General features: G+C 34.9%; 23 protein-coding genes, 1 tRNA gene and 1 pseudogene. 16 read left to right on the top strand and 9 right to left on the bottom strand.

What is annotated here, in order from left to right:
- Positions 1–140 precede the first annotated feature (140 nt).
- The gene (locus J582_RS12430; RefSeq protein WP_032047965.1) at positions 141–686 is read right to left on the bottom strand and encodes a GNAT family N-acetyltransferase; all 546 of its coding nucleotides are present in this window, start codon (positions 684–686) and stop codon (positions 141–143) included.
- Positions 683–1,276: a helix-turn-helix domain-containing protein gene (locus J582_RS12435; protein WP_032047966.1), complete on the bottom strand. Its 594-nt coding sequence runs from the start codon at positions 1,274–1,276 to the stop codon at positions 683–685. Before J582_RS12435 ends, J582_RS12430 begins: the two co-directional genes overlap by 4 nt.
- A gap of 197 nt (positions 1,277–1,473) precedes the next feature.
- On the opposite strand from J582_RS12435, the gene ruvC reads away from it, so the two are divergent.
- The gene (gene ruvC / locus J582_RS12440; RefSeq protein WP_031956053.1) at positions 1,474–2,019 is read left to right on the top strand and encodes a crossover junction endodeoxyribonuclease RuvC; all 546 of its coding nucleotides are present in this window, start codon (positions 1,474–1,476) and stop codon (positions 2,017–2,019) included.
- 4 nt (positions 2,020–2,023) lie between these two features.
- Here the strand turns inward: ruvC and J582_RS12445 are convergent, their stop codons facing one another.
- On the bottom strand, positions 2,024–3,487 hold the full coding sequence (locus J582_RS12445; RefSeq protein WP_032047967.1) for a bifunctional ADP-dependent NAD(P)H-hydrate dehydratase/NAD(P)H-hydrate epimerase: 1,464 nt from the start codon (positions 3,485–3,487) through the stop codon (positions 2,024–2,026).
- Positions 3,488–3,516: 29 nt separating this feature from the next.
- Here J582_RS12445 and queG point away from each other — a divergent pair, with 29 nt between their 5' ends.
- Both queG and bioB read left to right on the top strand, forming a co-directional pair.
- Positions 3,517–4,617 carry a tRNA epoxyqueuosine(34) reductase QueG gene (queG, locus tag J582_RS12450; RefSeq protein ID WP_032047968.1) on the top strand — a complete coding sequence of 367 codons (1,101 nt, stop codon included), beginning with the start codon at positions 3,517–3,519 and terminating at the stop codon, positions 4,615–4,617.
- 87 nt (positions 4,618–4,704) lie between these two features.
- Positions 4,705–5,694 (top strand): biotin synthase BioB, encoded by a 990-nt coding sequence (gene bioB, locus J582_RS12455; RefSeq protein ID WP_002049782.1) that lies wholly within the window; start codon positions 4,705–4,707, stop codon positions 5,692–5,694.
- A gap of 46 nt (positions 5,695–5,740) precedes the next feature.
- Here the strand turns inward: bioB and J582_RS12460 are convergent, their stop codons facing one another.
- A complete protein-coding gene (locus tag J582_RS12460; protein WP_002050123.1) occupies positions 5,741–5,953 on the bottom strand; it encodes a hypothetical protein in 213 nt (70 codons plus the stop codon).
- A 67-nt stretch (positions 5,954–6,020) separates the two neighbouring features.
- Positions 6,021–6,371, bottom strand: coding sequence for a hypothetical protein (locus tag J582_RS12465; RefSeq protein ID WP_002049957.1), 351 nt, complete (start codon positions 6,369–6,371; stop codon positions 6,021–6,023).
- A 434-nt stretch (positions 6,372–6,805) separates the two neighbouring features.
- On the opposite strand from J582_RS12465, the gene J582_RS12470 reads away from it, so the two are divergent.
- The 7 genes and pseudogenes from J582_RS12470 (at position 6,806) to J582_RS12495 (ending at position 14,365) form a co-directional block, all read left to right on the top strand.
- Positions 6,806–7,342, top strand: coding sequence for a fimbrial protein (locus J582_RS12470; protein ID WP_032047969.1), 537 nt, complete (start codon positions 6,806–6,808; stop codon positions 7,340–7,342).
- Positions 7,343–7,412: 70 nt separating this feature from the next.
- Positions 7,413–8,153 (top strand): molecular chaperone, encoded by a 741-nt coding sequence (locus J582_RS12475; protein WP_004709188.1) that lies wholly within the window; start codon positions 7,413–7,415, stop codon positions 8,151–8,153.
- A gap of 55 nt (positions 8,154–8,208) precedes the next feature.
- The gene (locus tag J582_RS12480; RefSeq protein WP_032047970.1) at positions 8,209–10,746 is read left to right on the top strand and encodes a fimbria/pilus outer membrane usher protein; all 2,538 of its coding nucleotides are present in this window, start codon (positions 8,209–8,211) and stop codon (positions 10,744–10,746) included.
- Positions 10,743–11,762, top strand: a complete 1,020-nt coding sequence (locus J582_RS12485; RefSeq protein WP_032047971.1) for a fimbrial protein — start codon at positions 10,743–10,745, stop codon at positions 11,760–11,762. Before J582_RS12480 ends, J582_RS12485 begins: the two co-directional genes overlap by 4 nt.
- Before the next feature lie 605 nt (positions 11,763–12,367).
- Positions 12,368–12,547 (top strand): annotated as a pseudogene (locus tag J582_RS25940) (hypothetical protein).
- A gap of 86 nt (positions 12,548–12,633) precedes the next feature.
- Positions 12,634–13,641 carry an AraC family transcriptional regulator gene (locus J582_RS12490; protein ID WP_032047972.1) on the top strand — a complete coding sequence of 336 codons (1,008 nt, stop codon included), beginning with the start codon at positions 12,634–12,636 and terminating at the stop codon, positions 13,639–13,641.
- A gap of 97 nt (positions 13,642–13,738) precedes the next feature.
- Positions 13,739–14,365, top strand: a complete 627-nt coding sequence (locus tag J582_RS12495; RefSeq protein ID WP_022574687.1) for a hypothetical protein — start codon at positions 13,739–13,741, stop codon at positions 14,363–14,365.
- A 39-nt stretch (positions 14,366–14,404) separates the two neighbouring features.
- Here the strand turns inward: J582_RS12495 and J582_RS12500 are convergent, their stop codons facing one another.
- Positions 14,405–15,256 carry a LysR family transcriptional regulator gene (locus J582_RS12500; RefSeq protein ID WP_002050142.1) on the bottom strand — a complete coding sequence of 284 codons (852 nt, stop codon included), beginning with the start codon at positions 15,254–15,256 and terminating at the stop codon, positions 14,405–14,407.
- Positions 15,257–15,350: 94 nt separating this feature from the next.
- On the opposite strand from J582_RS12500, the gene J582_RS12505 reads away from it, so the two are divergent.
- The 3 genes from J582_RS12505 to J582_RS12515 all read left to right on the top strand — a co-directional run bounded on the left by J582_RS12505 (position 15,351) and on the right by J582_RS12515 (position 18,528).
- Positions 15,351–16,283: a DMT family transporter gene (locus J582_RS12505; protein ID WP_032047974.1), complete on the top strand. Its 933-nt coding sequence runs from the start codon at positions 15,351–15,353 to the stop codon at positions 16,281–16,283.
- A gap of 114 nt (positions 16,284–16,397) precedes the next feature.
- The gene (locus tag J582_RS12510) at positions 16,398–16,862 is read left to right on the top strand and encodes a hypothetical protein (RefSeq protein WP_002049801.1); all 465 of its coding nucleotides are present in this window, start codon (positions 16,398–16,400) and stop codon (positions 16,860–16,862) included.
- Between the two features lie 250 nt (positions 16,863–17,112).
- Complete coding sequence (locus J582_RS12515) at positions 17,113–18,528, top strand: purine-cytosine permease family protein (protein WP_022574689.1); 1,416 nt, start codon at positions 17,113–17,115, stop codon at positions 18,526–18,528.
- A gap of 60 nt (positions 18,529–18,588) precedes the next feature.
- Here the strand turns inward: J582_RS12515 and J582_RS12520 are convergent, their stop codons facing one another.
- On the bottom strand, positions 18,589–19,026 hold the full coding sequence (locus tag J582_RS12520; protein ID WP_032047975.1) for a PACE efflux transporter: 438 nt from the start codon (positions 19,024–19,026) through the stop codon (positions 18,589–18,591).
- An 89-nt stretch (positions 19,027–19,115) separates the two neighbouring features.
- Here J582_RS12520 and J582_RS12525 point away from each other — a divergent pair, with 89 nt between their 5' ends.
- Positions 19,116–20,015: a LysR family transcriptional regulator gene (locus tag J582_RS12525; protein WP_022574690.1), complete on the top strand. Its 900-nt coding sequence runs from the start codon at positions 19,116–19,118 to the stop codon at positions 20,013–20,015.
- Between the two features lie 590 nt (positions 20,016–20,605).
- On the opposite strand, the gene J582_RS12530 is transcribed toward J582_RS12525, so the two are convergent.
- Positions 20,606–21,838, bottom strand: a complete 1,233-nt coding sequence (locus tag J582_RS12530) for an integrase family protein (protein WP_032047977.1) — start codon at positions 21,836–21,838, stop codon at positions 20,606–20,608.
- 160 nt (positions 21,839–21,998) lie between these two features.
- On the opposite strand from J582_RS12530, the gene J582_RS12535 reads away from it, so the two are divergent.
- Positions 21,999–22,075, top strand: a tRNA-Ile gene (locus J582_RS12535).
- Positions 22,076–22,262: 187 nt separating this feature from the next.
- Here J582_RS12535 and J582_RS12540 read toward each other — a convergent pair.
- Positions 22,263–23,126: a hypothetical protein gene (locus J582_RS12540; protein ID WP_032047978.1), complete on the bottom strand. Its 864-nt coding sequence runs from the start codon at positions 23,124–23,126 to the stop codon at positions 22,263–22,265.
- A 277-nt stretch (positions 23,127–23,403) separates the two neighbouring features.
- On the opposite strand from J582_RS12540, the gene J582_RS12545 reads away from it, so the two are divergent.
- Positions 23,404–23,712, top strand: a 309-nt coding sequence (locus tag J582_RS12545; RefSeq protein ID WP_032047979.1) for a TetR/AcrR family transcriptional regulator, incomplete at its 3' end; no start/stop codon positions are given.

Raw genomic sequence — 23,712 nt, forward strand, 5'->3', positions numbered from 1 at the left:
GAGCTCTTTTATTATATGAAATAAGTGTTTTTACATGAAAAGAGATTAGAACTATTAGGTATTTTATAAATCCATGCTATGACTCAGTTCAAATTTTCTTACTTTGAACTGAGCCGTTGTCTACCCAAAAATTCAATAATTTACCCATCCACTGGTTCAAATGGTGTATTTAAAATTAGCTGATAAAATGCAGCATCTAACCATTGTCCAAATTTAAAGCCTACCTGTTTAAAAGTACCTGCATGTGTGAAACCGAGTTTTTCGTGGAGCCCAATACTGGCTTGATTTGTCGCATCAATACAACCAATCAATACATGAATCTGAGCCTCTTGAGCCCGCTGAATTAACGCTTGCATTAAAACTTTACTTAAACCACAGCCCCGATGTTCATGATGAATATAGATACTATGCTCAACCGTATACTTATAAGCCGGAAAAGCTCTGAAAGCTCCCCAACTAGCAAATCCTAATAACTTACCTGACTCATCTACAGCCCCGATTACAGGAAAACTATTTCCGGTTTTTAACGAAAACCAAGTTTTCATTGAATCAAGCGAACGCGGTACATAGTCATACAATGCTGTAGAATTAACAATTGCCTCATTTAAAATCTCTAATATAGCTGCCGCATGTTCTGCTTCATTACAATCAATTAAACGAAAATTAGAATCGAGGGAATAGTTCATGAAGATTCCTTAAGAGCAGACACGAGTTGATTAGAGACGACTAAAATATAGCGAGCGACTTGTGATGAATTATTGCTATATATGACAGGTTGATCTAATTGCATAGCTAAGCAATCCCCTTCGCCCAATGCATAAGAGTTTTTGCCCAGTTGAATATCAATTTGCCCTTCAACTACCCAAAGTTGCTGTTGTACTACTTTAGAGCTTTCACTAATTTCATACGTAATTCGAGCATGAGGAGGGAATTCAATTTCAACAATTTGAAATGGTAGTTTTAAATTTGGTGGTGAGACAGTACGGCGAATATATCCAGTTTCCGGATCTTTCCATTCTGATTGTTGAGTACGCCGAACCATAGGTTGAGGTGATTGATTGTTTTGTGGAATATCAAATAGCTGAGTCAAAGGCACACCTAAACCATTTGCCAGCTTTTCAAGGACAACAGCTGTAGGACTCGCCTCACCTCTTTCAATTAATGAAATTGCAGAACGACTTACCTGACATCGAGTTGCAAGAACATCTAAGGTATATCCACGGGCTAGACGCAATTCACGTACTTGCTGCGCAATGCGTATATTTATATCTTCCATCTGCCGACAGACTTTAATTCCAAAATTATAGATAAGTATTCCACTAAAATAGAATTACATCAAATGATTTTAGAAAATATAATTTGGTTCAATAAAACCGAAAAATAACCATTCATCACAGCATTCTTTAAATTACTCATGCAGAACCGTTTTGGCTATGTAACAATACCCACTGAACTATTTATATAAGTCTTCACATGGCATTGATTATTGGTATTGACCCGGGTTCACGCTTAACAGGTTACGGAATCATTGAAAAAGATGGTAGTAAACTACGTTTTGTCGATGCTGGTACAATCCGAACAGAAACTCAAGAAATGCCAGAGCGCTTAAAGCGTATTTTCGCTGGCGTTGAGCGAATTGTGAAATTTCATGGCCCAACTGAAGCTGCGGTTGAACAAGTTTTTATGGCACAAAATCCGGACTCTGCTTTAAAACTAGGGCAAGCCCGAGGAGCTGCAATAGCCGCCTTAGTTAATTTAGATTTACAAGTTGCAGAATATACAGCCCGTCAAATAAAACAATCCGTAGTGGGTTATGGTGCTGCCGATAAAGAGCAAGTACAAATGATGGTCATGCGTTTACTCAACCTAACTATTAACCCTCAAGCCGATGCAGCCGATGCCCTTGCTGCTGCGATTTGCCATGCCCATGCTTCAGGAAGTATGAGTAAACTTTCTGTCTTGAATGCTTTAGGTGGTATGGCACGTGGACGCAGCCGTTCGAGTAGCCGTAGACGTTAAAGCTTTATTGATTATTTACTACTCGAGTAATTGCCTGATTCATTTCATAAGCTTGTAAACCACGTATTCCGTTTTTTGCCAGTTGGTCCCCTGCCTGAGCATGAAGAGTTACAATCTCATGTAATGCAATACCTTTGTGGAACTGGGCTTTTAAGCTTGCGATCATACCCGCTAATATGTCTCCCATGCCGCCAGTTCCCATACCAGCATTACCTTGGGTACAAATATATAACTTATTCTCTAAAATTAAGCTGCCCGCACCTTTCAGCACCCATTGAGCCGCATATTTTTGTTGCAACGCATAAATAGCAGCAATTCGGTCATTTTCAATTTTCGCTGTAGAACAATCCAATAAAGTAGCGGCTTCTCCGGGATGTGGAGTTGCATAAATATGTGCACCCAATTTTTTAGGTTGTTTGGCAAGAAACCATAGTGCATCTGCATCTAATACAACTTCCAAATGTGAGTCATGATTTAAATAATCGAACCACTGTTGATAGATTTGCTGTGCCCATTCATCACGCCCTAAGCCCATGCCAAAACATACTGCATCAACCTGAGATAAAATCTCTTTAATACTGTTTTCATCGAAATTATTAATGTCACGAAGCATAATATTAGGAGCTCTCGACAAAATAGCCTGATGATGGTTTCGGTGACAAACTACCGTAACTTTGCCTGCTCCTGCATGAAAGGCAGCTTCAGCAGCCATAATAACAGCCCCGCCCATTTGCTCATGACCACCTATCACCAAAACATGTCCATAACTTCCCTTATGACCAAAAGCCAAACGTTTAGGAAGTCTGATATGTGTTGGCGTCAAGTAAGCAAGAGGTTTCAGGTCTTGGTCTACTGGAATTAAATTAATTAAATGAATTTGCCCCGCATACTCTTTACCTTGGCCTGTAAATAATCCTGCTTTAAGCCCTAAAACAGTAAATGTATGATCAACCCTTACAGCACAAGGTAAGACTCGTCCTGTATTTGCATGTAAGCCACTTGGTATATCAATTGAAATTTTTAACCCAGCTTGCTCGTTAAACTGTTGAATAGAATGTTGCCAATAATCATTTAACTCTCGATTTAAACCAATCCCAAATAACGCATCAATATGACAATCAAATGTTCTGTGTACCTCAAAACCTTGATGTATTTGGACATGATTTGCCTTAGCAAAATGGGCAGCATGGTGTAAATCGGCTGACTCGCCCAATTCGGCCGCAAATATTTCAACATATAACCCTGCTTCCTTGAGATAACTTGCTATAAAGTAGCCATCACCAGCGTTATTACCTTGTCCACACCAAACAGCAATATTCTTAATATTTTGTTTTTGAAAAAGTACAATGAGTTGTTGAGTGATTGACCAAGCTGCTTGTTGCATTAAGCCTAATGATGAGTTTTGCGCAGCAAACCAACGTTGCTCCCATGCCTGGATATCTTGGCTATGGTAAACTACTGCCTGCATATTCTTATCCTCTTGCATTTTTCGGTTTTATGACATCTTCCAACACATCACGCATTGCAGTGCAACAAATTGATCCACATGAATTAAAAGCATGGATCAAAGCTCAAGCATTAGACTTGGGTTTTGCTGATTGTGTCATTGCAAAACCAGATGCTCAAGAGCAAATGCCACGTTTTTTAGAGTACCTTGAACGTGGTTATCATGCAGATATGACATACCTAGAAGAAAATTTGGAAAAGCGGGCTAATCCGACTCTATTAGTTCCCGGCACAAAAAGTATTATTTGCGTGCGTATGAATTATTTGGTGGAATCACCAAAGCCAAGATATGTACCTTTTGAACCCAACTCTGCGATTATCGCCCGTTATGCTCGTGGTCGTGATTACCATAAGGTGATGCGAGGCAGATTAAAAACATTAGCTACACGTATCCGTGAAAAAGTGGGAGATTTTGAATCTCGCCCTTTTGCAGACTCCGCGCCTATATTTGAGAAATCATTAGCTGAAAGTGCTGGAATGGGCTGGACAGGTAAACATACTTTGCTCATTCATAAAAAGTCAGGTTCTTTCTTTGTTTTAGGTGAACTATTTACATCACTCGACTTACCTTTTGATGAACCTGCAACATCTCACTGTGGTTCGTGTAGTGCGTGTATTGATATTTGCCCGACTCAAGCGATTGTCGAACCTTATATGTTAGATGCTAGACGCTGTATTGCTTATTTAACAATCGAATATAAGGGAATTATTGATGAAGAATTACGTGCAGGTATTGGTAACCGAATATTTGGTTGTGATGACTGTCAATTAATTTGCCCGTGGAATAGCTTTGCTAAGACAGCTTCTATTACTGACTTTAACCCTAGACATGGTTTAGATAATATTAGTCTGCTTGATATCTGGCAGTGGGATGAAGCTACTTTTTTAGCCAATACAGAAGGTAGTCCAATACGACGCACAGGTTATCAGTCATTTAAGCGCAATATTGCTATCGGTTTAGGCAATGCACCGTACTCAAAAGAAATTGTAGATCAGCTACACAAAGGCAAAAATTTACATGACGAAATCGTCAATGTGCATATTGATTGGGCAATTGAGCAGCAACTTAATCAACTTCAGCTATCAAATTAAAAAAATGATGTTTTTTGCCCTATAGCTTTAATACGAATTCTGTATGATTATGTACAGTGAATTAATGCCATCATCATGGATATGACAATGACTCTACGTAATGATTGGACTCGTGAAGAAATCCAAGCTCTATATGAACAACCTTTTTTGGATTTAGTTTTTAAGGCTCAGCAAGTACACCGTGAGCACTTCACTGCCAATACAATTCAGGTCAGCACCCTTTTATCGATTAAAACGGGTAAATGTCCTGAAGATTGCAAATATTGCTCTCAATCTGCACATTACGATTCAAAATTAGAAGCAGAAAAACGTATTGCTGTTGAAAAAGTAATTAGCGAAGCAAAAGCTGCAAAAGATTCAGGTTCATCTCGTTTTTGTATGGGTGCTGCTTGGCGTAACCCACATGAACGCGATATGCCATATGTTTTAGAAATGGTACGTGAAGTTAAAGCATTAGGTATGGAAACCTGTATGACATTAGGTATGCTTAACCAATCACAAGCAGAACGCCTAAAAGACGCTGGTTTAGATTATTACAACCATAACCTAGATACTTCTCGTGAGTACTATTCTCACATTATTAGCACACGTACTTTTGATGACCGTTTGAATACTTTGGATTATGTACGCCAAGCAGGTATGAAAGTATGTAGTGGTGGTATTGTTGGTTTGGGTGAAAGCCGTGAAGATCGAATCGGTTTATTACACGAGTTAGCAACCTTACCTATTCACCCAGAATCTGTGCCAATTAACATGCTTGTACCAATTGAAGGTACACCTCTAGCTGATGTTGAAAAACTAGATGTTATTGAATGGATCCGCACCATTGCGGTAGCACGTATTGTTATGCCGCATAGTTATATTCGTTTATCTGCTGGTCGTGAATCTTTAAGTGATTCAGATCAAGCTTTAGCATTTATGGCAGGTGCGAACTCACTGTTTTCGGGTGATAAATTGCTTACCACTCCAAATGCAGGTGAAGGTAAAGACCAAGCATTATTTAACAAACTTGGTTTAACTGCTGAAAAGCCAAAGCCAACTGTTTCTGATTTATCAGTAGATGCAATGAGTGCTTAACAGCACCAAGAATAAAAAAGCCCTGATCATTCAGGGCTTTTTTCATTCATACAGAAGTTACTAATATTCCATAAGTAGCATTCAGGAAAGTTCCAACTCGAATAATATCCCTACCTGCTGCATGTGTAACCGATAATTCTTGGCTCAATACATCAAACTGAAAAGATTCAAAAACATCTTGATGGTTTAAAAGCCATAGAATGGTATCTGAAATATTTTCATCTGCGATATAAGTCAAAGCTTTATAGTCTTTGCTCATGAATAACTCAAATAAAAAAAACCAAGCAAATTTTATCTGAGATATTCAAAGCTTAAAAGAAATTTCCTTAGGCCGCTTTAGGGTTCACTAATGAGTGACCTGACAATAAGCTATTTAACGCTTTAGGTGAAAACTCTAAAGAAAGTACATGGCTCTTTAAATTAATCGAGTGTCTACTAATCAATGGCAAAAGCCCTTCTTCAGTTTCTAAAACATACTCATCAACAATATTCAAAATACCTTCCAAATTCGTTGTGCTAGATGCTAAGTCATGACTAAAGACGTCATAAATTGTTTGTAAGTTAAACGTCGTGTTCTGTTCTGTAGGATGTTTAAGTAAATAGTCCTTTAAGAATAAGACTAATTTATGAGCAAAGAAAAAATAATTCGGTTTATAACTGTATTTCATGCTGTTCATGGAAACAAACTCCAGAAGATCTTTTATTGAATCACAACTAAAACACTAGGAATTAAACCTTAAAAAATTCTTAAAAAAATAATTATGTTTATATAAGATACACAAAATAAATTTATTAATAAAAACAACAAGTTAATCAAAAAATATATACATATTTCATAAAGAAAAACTTAACTCAATTAAATTCAATAACTTAAATTAAACTTATTATCAATTTATTTTAAATAAAATAAATTTATTATATTTTACCATATGGTATAAATTAAAATTATAAATCAATTATTCTTTAAAAAATAACCAAACAAAATACATAAAAATATAATGTAATTCTTGTTTTTTAATTTAAAGGTGCTATATTTCCATCGCGTTACTTGATCAGAATAAAAGCACTGAAAAGTAATTAATCTATATTTATAGGATATTTCGGGGAATTCATGAAAAAATTTATTTTTATAGCGGCAGCTTCACTTTTTAATATTACAACAGCACAAGCAGCTGATGGTACGATTACTATTAATGGCCTAGTAACTGATAATACTTGTACGATTGATACAGGTGATAAAAACCTTACAGTGAATTTACCAACAGTATCATCTCAATCTTTAAAAAATGTAGGGGATGTTGCTGGTCGTACACCTTTTCAAATTAATCTAACAAATTGTGCTTCTGCTGGAAAAGTTGCGACTTATTTTGAACCAGGAGCAACGGTTGATTTTAATACTGGACGTTTATTAAACCAAGCCACTTCTGGTGCAGCTGCTAATGTCAATATTCAACTATTAGGAAGCAATAACGCAGTAATTCCTGTACTTGCTAAAGGGGCTTCCGGTGCACAAGATAACTCTCAATGGGTAAATGTTTCTGCTGGTGGTAATGCGGATCTTAATTATTATGCTGAATATTATGCGACTGGTGTATCTACTGCGGGTAATGTAACTTCGCAAGTAAAATACACGATTATTTATCAATAATTTAAAGCCAGCTTCTATTATTAAATAGAAGCTCTATTTCATCTATTATTTATTATTGAGAATATGACTCATGCTTTTTCGTGGTCGTAAATTTTTTTGGGGAATGGCTTGCCTTCAAGCAGTACTTGCTAGTATAGGACATGCTGAAATAATACTGCATGGTACACGCGTAATATATCCATCGGATGCTCGAGAAGTCAGCTTACAACTAAGCAACAATGGTACAACACCCTCACTTGTTCAAGCTTGGATTGATGATGGAAATTCAAAATCGACTCCCGATGAGTCGAATGTACCCTTTATTATTACACCTCCTATTTCAAGAGTCGAACCCACTAAAGGCCAAACCTTACGAATTACTGCACTACCAAGTGCTTCTCAATTAAATCAAAATAAAGAAAGTATTTTTTGGCTTAACGTATTAGATATTCCACCAAAACCAGAAGGGAAAAAACAAGTAAATAATGAACCACTACCTAATAATTTTCTTCAATTAGCGATTCGATCACGAATTAAATTCTTTTATCGGCCAGCAAATTTAAAAGAAAATATTGATACATTTAGTGAAAAAATTCAGTGGGTAAAAAATGGGGAAACATTGCTTATTAAGAACCCTACTCCCTTCTACATTACAATGAGTTCAATTTTTCAAGAAGTAAATCATCAAAAAATAGATTTATTAAAACAAGGTTTAATGCTTTCTCCTTTTTCAGAAGACCAGATAAAACTTAAAAATAGCAATATAACGAATATGAGCTTTGTTTATATAAATGATTACGGCGGGCGAATTGAACAAACAATAAAGTTCTAAGCTTATTTACCTTTTTTGAAATTTAAACACCTATTTATGAATAGGCACAAAGACTATGTCAGAATGGTTCATACCCAGTACATGCTTTAAAAAGCGCACTAGTTATTATCTAGTATTAAGTATAGCGATTAATGTGCCATTAACTGTATATGCATCAGACAATATGAGTGGGAAAAATATACTAAAAGCTGACTTTGATACTAACTTTTTAGTAGGAAATGCACAGAAAATTGACATTGGTCGATTTAAATACGGCAACCCTATTTTACCTGGTGAATATAGTCTGGATGTATATATTAATGGCCAATGGCTAGGTAAACGAAAGTTTCTTTTTAAAACTACAAATTCGAATGAAAATGCAAAAACCTGTTTTACAGCAGATATGCTTTTAGAATATGGCGTTAAAACAGAAATTATTCATCGGGAAGCCAATAATTTACCTACCTGTAATGATCTAGAAAAATGGGTTAATGATGCTTTTTATCAATTTGATACCTCGCGTCTGAGACTTGATATTTCGATCCCTCAGGTTGCTTTGCAAAAAAATGCTCAAGGATACGTCGACCCACGTTTATGGGATCGGGGTATAAACGCTGCTTTTTTTGCATACAATGCTTCTGCATATCGTATTGTAAGTAATGACCATGAAACAAATCATGCTTTTATGGGTACAAACGTCGGGATAAATCTCTATGACTGGCAATTACGCCATAGTGGGCAATGGAAATGGCAAGATCATAACGAAATTCCAAAAAAGTCTTCTTTCTATACATCAAACAATACATATGCCCAAAAAGCATTTCCTAAGTTTAATAGTGTCGTTACTTTAGGTGATTACTTTACCAATAGTAATTTTTTTGATGCCTTACCTTATCGCGGAATTAACGTAGCAAGTGATGATCGCATGCTGCCTAACAGCATGCTTGGATATGCGCCACAAATTCGGGGTTATGCAAAGACTAATGCAAAAGTTGAAGTGCGCCAACAGGGAAATTTAATTTATCAAACTACTGTTACTCCTGGAAGTTTTGAAATTAATGATCTTTATCCGACAGGTTTTGGTGGTGAACTACAAGTTTCTATATACGAGACGAATGGAGAGATTCAAAAGTTCTCTATTCCCTATGCTTCTGTAGTAGAGATGCTTCGCCCAAAGATGAGTCGTTATTCTTTTACTCTAGGACAATTTAGAGATGCTAATATCAATTTAAATCCATGGCTAGTACAAGGTAAATATCAACGAGGCATTAATAACTATTTAACAAGTTATACTGGGTTTCAGGCAACCGAACACTACCAGTCTTTTCTGATAGGTAGCGCATTTGCAACTCCAATTGGTGCTATTGCAGTTGATGCAACTCAATCGAAAGCTAATTTTGATCAAAAACCAACACTAAAAGGGCAAAGTTACCGTTTAAGTTATAATCGACTATTTACGCCAACGAATACAAATTTAACTTTAGCAACCTACAGATACTCGACCGAAAATTATTTGAAATTAAGAGATTCAATTTTAATTCAAGATTTACAACAACGAAATATTGATAGTTTTTCTGTAGGAAAACAAAAAAGTGAATTTCAGATCACATTAAATCAAAGTCTTCCAAATCAATGGGGCAATTTTTATTTAGTGGGTTCATGGATTAATTACTGGAATCAGCCTAATCGCAATCAACAATTTCAATTTGGTTATAGTAATCAATTTAAAGATTTGACTTACAGCATTTCTGCAATTACTCATGAGCTTGATCTCGAAGATCAACAGACTAGTCACGAAACGCAGTATTTATTGTCTTTGTCTTTTCCACTCAAATTTAAGAAAAACACAATTAATTTTAATAGCTCTATTTCTGAAGATAGCAAAACTGTAGGTATGAGTGGTTATATCGGAAACCGCTTTGATTATGGCACGTCCGTTTCATACCTAGATCAAGGACAAAGCAGTGTAAATATTAATGGTACCTACCGTAGTAATTACACAACTATAGGTGCGTCATTTAGCCAATCCGATGCATATCAGCAGGAAATGATCAATTTAAATGGAAGTGTGGTTGCTCATTCTCAAGGGCTTTTATTTGGACCAGATCAAGTGCAAACCATGGTATTGGTCTATGCCCCCGAAGCCACAGGTGCCCGAGTCGGCAATACATCTGGACTAAACATTAATAAACATGGGTATGCTGTAATCCCTTATGTTACGCCCTATCGCTTAAATGACATTAGCCTTGACCCTCAAGGGATGCCATCAAATGTTGAACTTTCAGAAACAAGTCACCGTATTGCACCTTATGCAGGATCAATAACCAGAGTCAATTTCTCCACAAAAACGGGCTATGCACTTTTTATTAGTACTCAAACTCCTAATGGTGGTCACCTACCATTTGCTGCACAAGTGTTTAACCAGAATAACGAAGTAGTTGGAATGGTAGCCCAAGGTAGTCGTATTTATTTACGTACGCCCCTGTCTCATGATCATCTTTATGTGAAGTGGGGAGAAAGTAATACCGAAGAATGTCAACTTGAATATGACATTCAATCAAAAATCTCACAGGAAAAACAATCAATTATTATGACAGAGGCAATCTGCAAATGAAAAAAATACTGATTCAGAGTGGTTTATTAATCACTAATTTCTTTATTTACAACCAAGCAAATGCAAACTGTACTTTAAGTAAAGGTTTTACTACAGTTGATATTCCAATAACGATTGGCACCATTGTGGTTCGTCCAAATGATCCTGTAGGCACAGTTTTACAAAAGAATACTTTTACCATTTCACCCAATAATTCTACTGCAACGTGTAAACGCCCTGGTGACCAAATTATAGCGGCTCTACCTCTAAATTATCCAATTAGTCCAATAGGCAATAATGTTTACGCCACAAATATACCGGGTATAGGTATTCGAATTTACCGTGAGGCAACTGACTCTTCAAACTCTTCTGGTTATTACCCTTATAAGCTTACATTGACACCTCATACAGCATATACACTTTCGCCAGGCTATATTGTTTTGGAAGTGATTAAAACTGCTACCACTACTGGTTCTGGTGCATTAGTGGCTGGCCGTTATAGTACTTACTATGTAACAGGTCAACAAAATCGCCCCTTCTTAACGACTACAGTATTAGGTAGTTCACCTATTCTCATTGCATCATCATCTTGTGAAATTCAAAATGGCGTAGATACGGTTATTGAACTTCCGACTGTGACAAAATCAGGCTTTCGAGCTATCGGAACAACTCAAGGTGAGAAAAACTTTAACCTATCCATTCTTTGTAATGGTGGCGAGAATAACTCCGGTATACCTACAAGTAACACATTGAGTTTAAGCTTTGACTACAATTCCGATGCTGCAAACAGTCAGGTTATTAGTAATAGTGCTGCTGAATCAACTAAAGCGAACGGTGTTGGTGTAGAACTTCTATGGAATATGAATGGTACAAATAGTACGATTCAAAAAGGAAATAAACTAGGTATTGGTACTATAGGCTCCAACCAAACAGTTCAATATGATGTGCCATTAACTGCACGTTACTACCAAACTGCTGCCAATGTAACGGCGGGAGAAGTCAAAGCTAATGCCACCGTCACGATTCAATATGATTAGAGGCAATTTCATTCTTTCTGACTACTGAATCTTAAGAAGAGGTAGTTAGATACGTTGAAGAATAAAGTTATTTGACTAATTTTTAACTAATACTAAAAGAATCATTTTTTGATATAAATTATTTTTTAAATTTTACTAACAAATAAATTAAAAAAATGCTCATAAGCGAATAAAGCCAATGAGCATTAGTGATAACCACTTAACCTGAAATACAAATTGTGGGAAATAGATCACAATTTGCATGACTATAATTTCAAAATTTAGCTTAAATATCAAGTCTTTTTTTTAACAAAAGTTTGATAAAACTATTTAACCAGTTAATTTTAAACAAAAATTAATTAAAAATAAAATTTAGAATCCCTATTCTACAGACTTTCTAAAGAATTATCATTCGATTAATTAAGAAAATATGAATTTTATAGAGATTAATGTGCAGTAAAATTAAAAAGTCGTTTAGGTAGAATGTTTGAGTTAAAGCCCTAACTTCAAATTATGTAATTCTCTGAACTATAAAGCTTTACATAACCTATAAGAAAAAAAACATAAACAAATCGGGAAATATTCTTCAATTACAGCCTAAATCCCAGTTTTTATTACAAAACAGCATGCTTATTTTTTGGAAAATCTTTTGTATTTTATTATTAAGTTTAGGGGCTTTCGGAGTTGGTTTAGGTATTAGTCATTGAGATTTTTTCTTATTTTTTATTGGGATACTTTTTCTATTGTGTTTTTTTCTAGCCTTAAAGCAAGCGCGAGAAGATGCAGGGATTTTCCCAGATGAATAAACACTTTATTTAATCAATAATCTAGCAACAAAAACAAAAGAATGATTGAATATCTCAACCTAAATCTCAAGGATTAGCATTAAAGTATGTCTAAAAAGTCTTCGGATGCAGGCATCTTTTTATGGATGACATATCAAACCATGCAAAATATGGGGTTAGATGCTGCTTCAATTTTTGCTAGCGTTAATTTGCCCAATCAACCTCCTGATAAAAATATCCGACGTGATAATTCAACTCAAAATCGTTTTTGGACTGCAGCAGAAAAAATTAGCAACGATACAGATATTGGTTTACACGTAGGACACCAAATGCCTGCCTTTAGAGGATTAGTAATTGAATATCTATTCTTAAGTAGTCCTACATTTGGAGATGGCTTAAAAAGAGCATTAAAATATCAAGCCTTACTTACAGATGTTTTCAAACTCTCATTAACTGTTAAGGAAGATAAAGCAATTTTATCGGGCTTCGAACATCCTGTAAGACATTATTTAGAAGCTGCGATTGGAATTTTTATTAATTTCTTTGAGTATATAACTCATAATAATTTTAAACCCACAGAAATTCATCTGACTTACACAAAAGGCGCCTCAACTGAAAATTATGAAAAGACTTGGAAATGCCCAGTAATTTTAGGAAAACCCACTGGAGCTATCATTTTTCCTACTGCTTTATTAAAACAATCTTCACCTGCTGCTGAACCAGAATTATTGAAAGTTCATGAAAATATCGCAGAACAACAATTAGCTAATTTAGAAAAACATCAACTTATTTATACAATTGAACGTTTACTAAGTAATGGGCTTCTTGAGTCAGGTAAATTTGATCAAAAATATATTGCTGAACAGTTGAATCGGAATCCCCGCACCCTTCGAGCTGATTTACAGGCATTAAATACCAATTATGAACAAATTTTAAATCACTATAGAGAAAAGTTAGCTAGAAAATTACTTGCTCATACTCAAGAAAGTATTGATCAGATTGTTTATCTTACTGGGTTTTCTGAGCCTTCAGCATTTACTAGAGCTTTTAAACGTTGGACAGGCGAAACGCCTAGTGCTTATCGTCAACGTAAACAAAATAAATTCGAGAATTGATTTTTGAGGCAAAACGTTCACTGCCTGTTAAGTCAAAAGCAAATCTATTACTTCTTTTACAATGAGACAAATCAGGTTTAAGAAGTGATTATTTACTATGCTCGGCTTCCCAGTAGGTGTTTTTGTCGCAAATGGTTTGGAATGGTATTTTCATAAAGTATGGTTACATGAATTCCCAACGAAACATCGCAATAGCCCTTTTTTCACTCATATTGCTCATCATAAGCGTGCTCGCTTAAATCATTTTCATGATGAGGGATATGCACAATCAATGTTCAAAAATGCAGAAATTTATAATGAAAAAACTGCATTAATTGGTTTAGCTGGTGCAGCCACTATCTTTTTACCTGTAGCTCCTTTTTTTACTGCCGGATTATATTACGGGATATGGAACTACTGGCGAATACATGCTAAATCACATTTAGACCCCGAGTATGCTAAAAACCGTATACCGTGGCATTATGATCATCATATGACCAGCAATCAAAATGCTAACTGGTGTGTTACCCGGCCTTGGTTCGATTATATTATGGGAACTCGAGTCACGACGGAAGTCTCTAAAACCGAGACCAATCCTTTAGGAATGAAATTACCAGAATGGATTGAAAAGCCTGTAAATAAGGCTGCACATAAATTACTGAGTAAATCTTTTGCTAAAATTGATTTAAATTCACGTAAAGATCAGTCCGATTTAAATAAAGGAATAGAAGTTGCTTTAATATAATCGATTTAAAGATGCTGCTAAAAACCAGCAGCATCTGTCTTAAACTCTAAATGGTTCAAAACAATTCAAAAGAAAATCCATCACTACTCTTACCACGGGACTACTTCTTAGATCTTCATGGATGACCAACCAAATTTCAGCGCTCATCGGGTCATTATCTGGTAATTTTATCAAATTGCCTTGTTGGCCTAAAAAGTCAGGTAGTACAGCTAAACCTACTCCCCCACATGCAGCTCTCCATTGCAACTCAGGATGATTAGTAACCATGAGCGGGTCTTTATTATTCAATTTTTCTTTTAATTTTTGTTGTTTCTGTCCATGTACACCACCGACCTCCACACTAATCCACTCATAATTTTCTTGATTCGTTGAAGCCAAATAACTTGGAGTAGCATATATTCCAAAAGGGATTTCTCCGACTTTACGAGCAACTAAATATTCATCTTTAGGTCGCCCAAATCTTACGGCAATGTCAGCCTCTCTATGCTGCAAAGATACATAATGAACATCTCCAAGTACTCGTAGTTTTAATTGTGGATAATGACGATAAAACTTTCCGAGATGAGGCATGATTAGATGAGCAGCGGTTAACGGAGGCATACTAATAGAAACAGTCCCCGTAACCTCCTGCTGTCCAGCCAGAGCAAGCCTCTCAATAGAAAACGTCTCTTCCATCATACGTGCCACTACTTGGGCAAGCTGCTCGCCTTCAGATGTTAAAACGTAAGTGCGGGGTCTACGATCAACTAATTTTAATTTTAAGCTCTGTTCTAACTGAGCAATTCTTCTTGCAACAGTGGCATGGTCAACCCTTAACTTTCTTGCCGCAGCTGAAAGTGATTTTTCTTCAGAAAAAACTGAAAAATAATGTAAATTTTCCCAATCTATCATTGTGCAAATTTTCACATTAGAGATGAATTAATATGGAATTGTACACCTTTAAGTGATTACTCAGAATAGAGACATTCTTTTTCGGAGCCCTATCATGAATAAAACGGTGGTTTATGCCTACACAGGTGTTGTAATAACGATGCTTTTTTGGGGCTCAGCATTTAATGCGATGTCTTATATTATCCAATCGATGCCTCCTCTTTCGGCAGCAGCTGAGCGTTTTACGCTTGCAAGCCTTGCTCTATTTACTATTTTTGCGGCCATGGGAAAATTACGTTGGGCTACTTTTCAGCAGAATTTATTTATCTATCTTATTATTGGAATTATAGGGATTGCTGGTTTTAATATAGGTTGTTTCTATGGCTTGCAAACAACATCAGCAGTCAATGGTGCCTTAATCATGGCAACCACACCATTGATCACTCTACTGCTAGCAATTTTACTTGATGGAGAAAAATTAACACTTCCTAAATTTATCGGAGTTGTATTTGGTTTAAGTGGTGTGCTTTTCGTTATTAGCCATGGGCATATTTCCACGTTAATTCATTTAAAAATAGCAATTGGTGACTTTTATATCTTACTTGGTGGTATCAGTTTTTGTTTAGCCAATGTGTTATCACGCCGGTATGTAAAAAATGCTACGCCTCTAGAAACTACAACGTTCTCTATGCTGTTCGGTGCTTTGACTCTAATCATATTAAGTCTAATTTTCGAGCACCCATTTAAAGCAGTTGTTATGGCGCCTATTACTGCACACTTCGCTATGGGATACGTCATTATTTGCTCTACTATGATTGCTTATTTATTTTGGTTTAATGGCATTCAAAAACTAGGCGCAGGTAGAGCATCAATCTTTTTTAACTTTGTTCCAGTTTTTAGTATGTTAGTTGCAATGTTAGCTGGTCAAACACTTAATATCTGGCAAATTATAGGGACTGCTTTAGTTATGCTAGGCGTGCTAAGTAGTAGCGGCTTTATTCAAATTAAACGCCGTCCTGCACTTATAACCAAGCCTTGTACTAAATAGTGATCACACAAATTCATCTTAATTATTGCGTTGTAACAAACAATGTATGTTTCTTTAAAACTTAACAAATGGCTGCCATATATAGTTTTAAAAACACAACAAGGAGAAATTAAGATGAATTTGGATTTTACAACAATCGAAAAACAGGCCCAATTGCTCAAAGAAGAGCAAGAGAAATTAGAACAGAAAGATCATGATTTTCAGTTAGCTTTAGACAAGCACCGAGAAGCATTAAAAGACTTATTTAAAGAACTGTTTCACGATCGAGAAATTAAAACAGAAAAAGGAGGTCAATTTTGTGTCATATTTGGTGATTTTAAAATTTCTTTATTAATTGAAACAGCCAAATTTGAAAATGGTGTGCCCGTTAAATTAAACTCTGTGAACCCAATTATCGTTAAATTTAAGAAAGATAAACCAGTTGCCAAAGCTCAATTTTCCGATGCGACGCAATATCTAGATAGTGCATTTCAAACACCGCATTATCAGTACTACTATAAGCACGATGATAAAACCCAATTAGTTCAATTTTCGGAGTTACCCGTATTTTTTCAAGCCATTCTTGATGCTGAAGTCTAATTATCTGCCCTCATTAGAGGGCTTTTTTTATAGATTTTATTTACCACTCACTTTCTCATCTTTATAAAAACACTCACCTCACCAGTCTACTGTTCTCACCACATCTAAATTTATGAGTACAAAAAATTAAAGCAATGATTTACCGAAACCATTGCTTCTTTTTGAAATAGCTTGTATATACATGTTTATATTTGTTTGTACAAAATGGATTCTAATAAAAGAAAAGCTCTTAAAGGATAAGGAGAGTGTTATGGACTCATCAACTGGAACATCGAAAAGTGGGTTTGTTGAAAACCGAAGTATTGACTTTATTCCTGAAAATGAAAGGCATGGCAGTATATTCGCCCAATTTACACTTTGGTTTGGTGCCAATTTACAGATTACAGCTATTGTCACGGGTGCATTAGCTGTCGTATTAGGTGGTGATGTATTTTGGTCAATCATTGGCTTATTTATTGGACAATGCTTTGGTGCTGCTGTCATGGCTTTGCATGCAGCTCAGGGACCCAAACTTGGCCTTCCCCAAATGATTTCCAGTCGGGTTCAATTTGGAGTGTATGGTGCATGTATTCCCATTATTCTGGTTTGCCTGATGTATATTGGCTTTACCGCAACTGGTGAAGTACTCGCTGGTAAAGCAATTGCACACCTTGCACAAGTCAGTAATACAACAGGTATTTTAATCTATGCTTGTTTTATTATTTTATTTGCAACTATTGGCTATCGCTTAATTCACTGGGTAGGAAAAGTCGCAAGTGTCATAGGTTTAATAGCTTTTATTATTATCCTTACTCAAATTTTAGCTCTCTCGAATATTTCAGAATTGCTTGCTGTACGCCATTTTAGCTGGCCATCTTTTTTATTGGCAGTTTCTCTTTCTGCTTCTTGGCAAATTTCATTCGGACCTTATGTAGCAGATTATTCTCGTTATTTACCTACAAAGACCTCTTCAAATCGGGTGTTTTGGGCAGTTGGCCTTGGGTCTTTAGTCGGCTCACAAATTTCTATGACACTTGGTGTATTGATTGCTCAAGTATCAAATGGTGGTTTTGTCGGTAATGAAGTTCAGTATGTTGTAGGTATGAACCCAATCGCTCTTGTGATTACTTTCTTATATTTTAGTATTGCATTTGGAAAGGTCACTTTATCCACACTCAATGCTTATGGCAGTTTTATGTGTATAGCGACCATTTGGAACAGCTTTAAACCAACTGGACAGATTTCAAAACTGACCCGACTTGTTATTGTTCTTGCAATGGTTCTGATCTCGACATTTATTGCAGTTGTAGGTGAACACACCTTCTTAAGTGCATTCAAAGCTTTTATTTTATTTCTTCTGACATTTTTCATTCCTTGGAGTGCAATTAATTTAGTTGATTATTATTTTATTTCTAAAGAAGAATGTGATGTAGACGCACTATATGATCCAAATGGTAGATATGGGCGCTGGAACACCATTGGTATAGCTTGTTATTTTATTGGCATATTACTTCAACTGCCCTTTATCGATAGCAAATTTTACAAAGGCCAAATTGCCGAAATGTTAGGTGGAATTGATTTATCCTGGTTAGTTGGATTGTTATCGACTGCACTTTTATATTATATGCTGGCAAAAAGAGCCCAAACAAAGATTTCAAAAAATCTTGAGCTTGAACAAATCAAATAGTTTTGCAAGAGATATCAAAGTTAACTCAACAATACTTTGATATCTCTTTAAAATTTTCTTCTATTCTTGAACAGTATTTACCTGTGCAGAAGCAGGTAATCCGAATAATTTATCGAATGTCCAGTTAAATATAAATGTATAAATTGGAATGATAATAATAAAGACAACATCTAACCAAAATGCCGCAACAAGAGAAATATCCATCCACCATGCAATCAGCGGAATTAAGAACATCACTAAAGTGATTTGAAAACCGATCGCATGCGCGATTCTACGTTTAACAGTGCGTGACTTATTCTCTTGTCGTGCTTCCCATTTTTCGTAAAGAATGTTGTAAATAAAATTCCATGTTACCGCAATTGTCGTAATCATGACTGAGAGCGGTCCCGTGTGCTCTACACTATCTCCGGCCAAAAGAGCTAAACCTACTGATGAAATCACCATTCCAATAATTTCATATGAGGACACATAAACAATACGACGCTTTAAACCTTGCATAACCAATCATCTTTTCTTACTTCTTTTTATTTTAGTTTCAGTTAAAATCACATATAAAGTTAACAGCTTTCAGTTTCACTGATATCAAAATGAATTTTAATAGCGAAAATATAGAGCTTTTCTTAACTGTACTAGATACTGGTTCTTTCTCGGCAGCGGCACGTAAGTTAAATCGAGTACCCTCAGCTGTGAGCATGGCTGTTGCCAATATTGAGGCAGAACTTGGTTACCTTTTGTTTGAACGTACTCACCGTAAAGTCATTCCTACTTCAGCGGCTTTAGCATTAGAGCCCCAAGCACGTATTATTGCTGAGCAGCTTAGGTTATTAAGTACCCATGCCTATGAGCTTTCGCTAGGACTTGAAAGTAAATTAAAAATTGGTGTTGTTTCAGATGCAAATACCAATTTACTTTTTAAAGCGATAAAAAAACTGGCTGATAAATTTCCCTTACTTAATGTAGAGATTATTACAGCCCCCCAAGACGATATTCTAAATTTGCTCTATACAGAAAATATTAACCTTTGTCTGGCAGGTTCTGATCTCAATATAAAAATGCGTGAAAGCTTACAATTAGTGATGAATGAAACTCTAGTTGCCACAATTTCTGTTCACCATCCACTTTTAAAACAAAATGATAAGTTAATCTCTATTGAAGAATTAATTAATGTTCGACAAATTGTAGTTGCAAGTAGTGAATTAAACATACAGGATTCACGTTCAATTGTTGGAGCAATGTACTGGAAAACCAATAGTTTACAGACCGCGATTAATATGGTTGAGGCTGGTTTAGGATGGGGAAATTTTCCTTTATCTTTGGTAAAAGAAAAAATTGAACAAGGACATTTAGTTCAACTAGATTTTAAAAATACAAAAAATCATTTACCACTATCTATTTATCTCATCTGGCTCCTAGATAAACCATTATCAAAAGCAGCAAGAGAACTTGTTCAAATGATTCAAGCAAATTTATCTCATGCTGCTTATTAAAAACCGCCCTATAGGCGGTTTTTAGTGCTTATTTAGATTTATCAGCTTCAGCTTTATCATTTTTATGCTTATAACAATAGCCAAACATTGCACCTGCGCTGAAGAAAAACATTGCTTTTAACATGATGACACTCCTATGCCTCGTTTAGTGAAAATTAAACTTAGCATTTAGGTGTGTTTCACTTTGACTACTATTTAAATCAGTTTTGTTCATAATGAAAATTTACGTGTCAATCTTTTTCAATTTATTAAAAAACACAAAAAAACTATTTATTTGATTCTATTAGATTAATTTTTTAAGAGATTTAGGTTTTAGTTATCCTTTAAAAACAAAGCAAAAAGCCTATTCATAGCGAATAGGCTTCTTACTGTATTTCAGGACTAAGCAATAATAATAATTATCAAAAATACTCCACTACTGTATAAATTCCAAGTGTTTTAGTCAAGTATAAAATTCATCAATTACAAATAGTTGTAGGAAGTGTGAAAGAATATTCATTCTGTGTTTTGCTGATAAAACTTACTGTAAAGTTATACTAATTTTAGAACCGGTCGTAGTCTTATTTTTTAATTTGCGAACTTCAAAATTCTTATAGATTGATAGTAATAGATTTAATAAATTTATCTCTATATGAACCCAGAATAACTTGTTCTATTCTATTCATTCTATTACGCATATCTTGAAAGTAAACCACATTGTAAGATTCTAATATTTTCTCTTTCTCGTCTGCCTTTCTAATAAATAGTGGTTTATCACTTAAGTTATCTTCAAAAAATTTAAATGTTCTCCGTAAATCTTGAAAAGTAAAAGAGATATTACACTGCCCTTCTATTTTTTTTCGGAATTTTGAAATATTAACAATATGGCCAGTTTTAGACTTCACAGATGGGAACACCCATTCTTCATTAATTTTCATTTTACGATTTTTCATTAGATGCCAAAGGAAATCACCCATATAAAGTTTATAGCGCTCATTATTATAAGTATTTATAAAAGAAAGACTTCCTTCATCTAAGTCTAGATCTTCCCAACGTAAGCTTTCACACTCATTTCTAAAAAGTCCTGTTAAAACAAGTGTTAATAAAAAGTCCTTATTTGTTTCATTTTCTTGGCCCCGACCTTCATATTCAATAATTGCGTGTACCCATTTTTCTAAATTTTCTCTATGAATGTAGTTACTTCGACTTGAAACTGCTCGCCAACGTTGTTTTGAATTTAAAAAATTAACTGGGTTCATCGCAGATATGATGAGTTCTTTACTTCTGTCTTGATAATACTTAACCGAAAAACGATAAATAGCTCGAAGTACTCGCATAGATAAGTTCGCTTTGGCATAACTAATTTTAGATAATTGAATATACTTATCTTCAACCATCTGTTCAGTAATATCAGTAAGTTTAAGCTCCCTCCAATCCATTAAGTATTTTTCTATGACATCTCTATAATCAACTAGTGTTCTGTCTTTTAGTTTGTGTTGATTGATATATGCTTGAAAAGCTTCATCGAGACTAGGCTGGTTAATTTTCTTATCTAAATTATTTTTTAATATTTTATTATTTTCGCTAATTAAATAATTGTTTTCAGTTAAATCTTTTAACTTCTGCTGAGCAAGTATACGAGCTTCTTCAAGAGTAATTTTTTCGTAATCTCCTAATTTACAACGTATTGCTCTACCTTTTACTTTCTTTTCTACAATATAGGTTTTATATGAATTATTTACACGAATAGCAAAACCAATAATCTCACTGTCTCTATAAATTGCTGGAATGAGTTTAAGTTGATCGATAAATGACTTAGTTAGCTTTACTCGTGAAGTGCTCATAAGCTAGAATCCCTAGCGCTTGTGATAATTAACAATATCGCAAAATATTTTTCAGGTCTACTGCACACCTACTTTTGAAAAATACTTGTGTTTAATAAAAAAATTGATTAGTATTGCAGGCACTGAAAAGCCTTGAGATTAAAAGCTTTTCTTATTTATAGGGCCTATAGCTCAGTTGGTTAGAGCAGCGGACTCATAATCCGTTGGTCCACAGTTCAAGTCTGTGTGGGCCCACCAAATACAAACCCCAAAAACTATAAGTTTTTGGGGTTCTTTAATTTTAGACATACAGTCCAATATCACTACATTATTCAAAAATTGTTCGATTAAACTTAAAAAAATCTTTTCCTATTTCCATATTTTTAAACATTCCTTTTAATATTTTGATTATTATTAATTATTAACTTAATTATTTGATCTATTTTTAGGCTAAATTTTGTTGAGGCATTGATTTCGAGTTTTCCATTTGAACATCCCAAAACTTTTTCCATAAATCACAGTATTCGAGACATAAATTTTCTAAACGAATATAGTCTTCTTCTGTACAAGCTTGCCTCAAAATAAACCAAAGGTCTTCTTCATGGTCATCATCTGCTGCCTCAGCAGTTTTGTCTTCAGAGACGCCATGAACATGGTAATATCCACCCCCCTCAACCTCTATACCAACAGCACTTGTTGCTCTACGTAAAGGTGGACTATATAAAATAACTTCTTCTTCAGCTACTGCCAATAAAGCTGAAACAGCTTTATAGTCGTTATAAGAGTTTTCTAAAAATTCTCTTACTTGATGTGCAATGCTGGTCGGTTTATAACTTCGGCGCTCTTCCTCTGTTACGCCAAAATCATTAAGCACATCTTCGAATAAAGGATAATGGGCATATTCAGGGTTTCCCTGATAGTAACCATCTCGATCGGCTCCAGGACGGAATCCAAACTCATCAAATATATTCAGGCTTAAAAGAAAACGCGGGAACATTTTTGCCCCTGCATGCAATCTAGGCTCTAACTGCTTAGTTTGATACTGAGCCATTAATAAAGCATCTGTAAATGTTTGTACGATTGCATGTCGATACTCTAAATGAATACGCTTTAAATTTTCTTTATTAATTTCTCCGTTATTTAAAGTTTCAATTGCAGGATGATGAGATACAGGATGCTGCGCAATCTTCGCTCTTAATTGAGTTAAAAAGTTAAGATTTTTATCCCAAAGTTCAGCTGAAATGCTTTGTTTCATCCCTGCGAGTGCCTTTTTCCTAGGATTATTAAAGTTCTCAAATTTTTTAGGCATAATACACTCTCGTTAAACTTATTAAAGTTTTTTGGTTTTCCATATTTTATTTTAAAAACAAAGAGTTATACCAAAAATAAAACTCCTTTTATCAAAAATCCATATTAGAATTAAAATCATACGAAATCAAATAGAATATTTAAAAAAAGTTAAAAATAATGCCTATTATTTTTATAATATTAACTTGAATCAAATTATGTTTTTGATTATGATCAAATTGATTAAAAATTTAAAATCTATGTAAAGTAATAATTAGTTTTAACTAAATGGAATAGTAATGTCAAAAAAAGAAGATATTATAAATACTGCTTTGGATCTTTTTAACCAAATTGGTTATAACGCTACAGGCGTAGATAAAATTATTGCTGAATCGAATGTAGCCAAGATGACTTTCTATAAATACTTTCCCTCTAAAGAAAGTTTAATTATGGAGTGTCTGCATCATCGAAATATTAATATACAAAATTCAATTTATGAAAAATTAAATTTACATCCAGATGCTGAGCCGCTTGAAAGAATACATCTTATTTTTAACTGGTATATTGACTGGATTAATAGCGAAAACTTTAACGGTTGCTTGTTTAAG

The sequence above is a fragment of the Acinetobacter sp. 1566109 genome, assembly GCF_000582255.1.
Lineage (GTDB): Bacteria > Pseudomonadota > Gammaproteobacteria > Pseudomonadales > Moraxellaceae > Acinetobacter > Acinetobacter nosocomialis.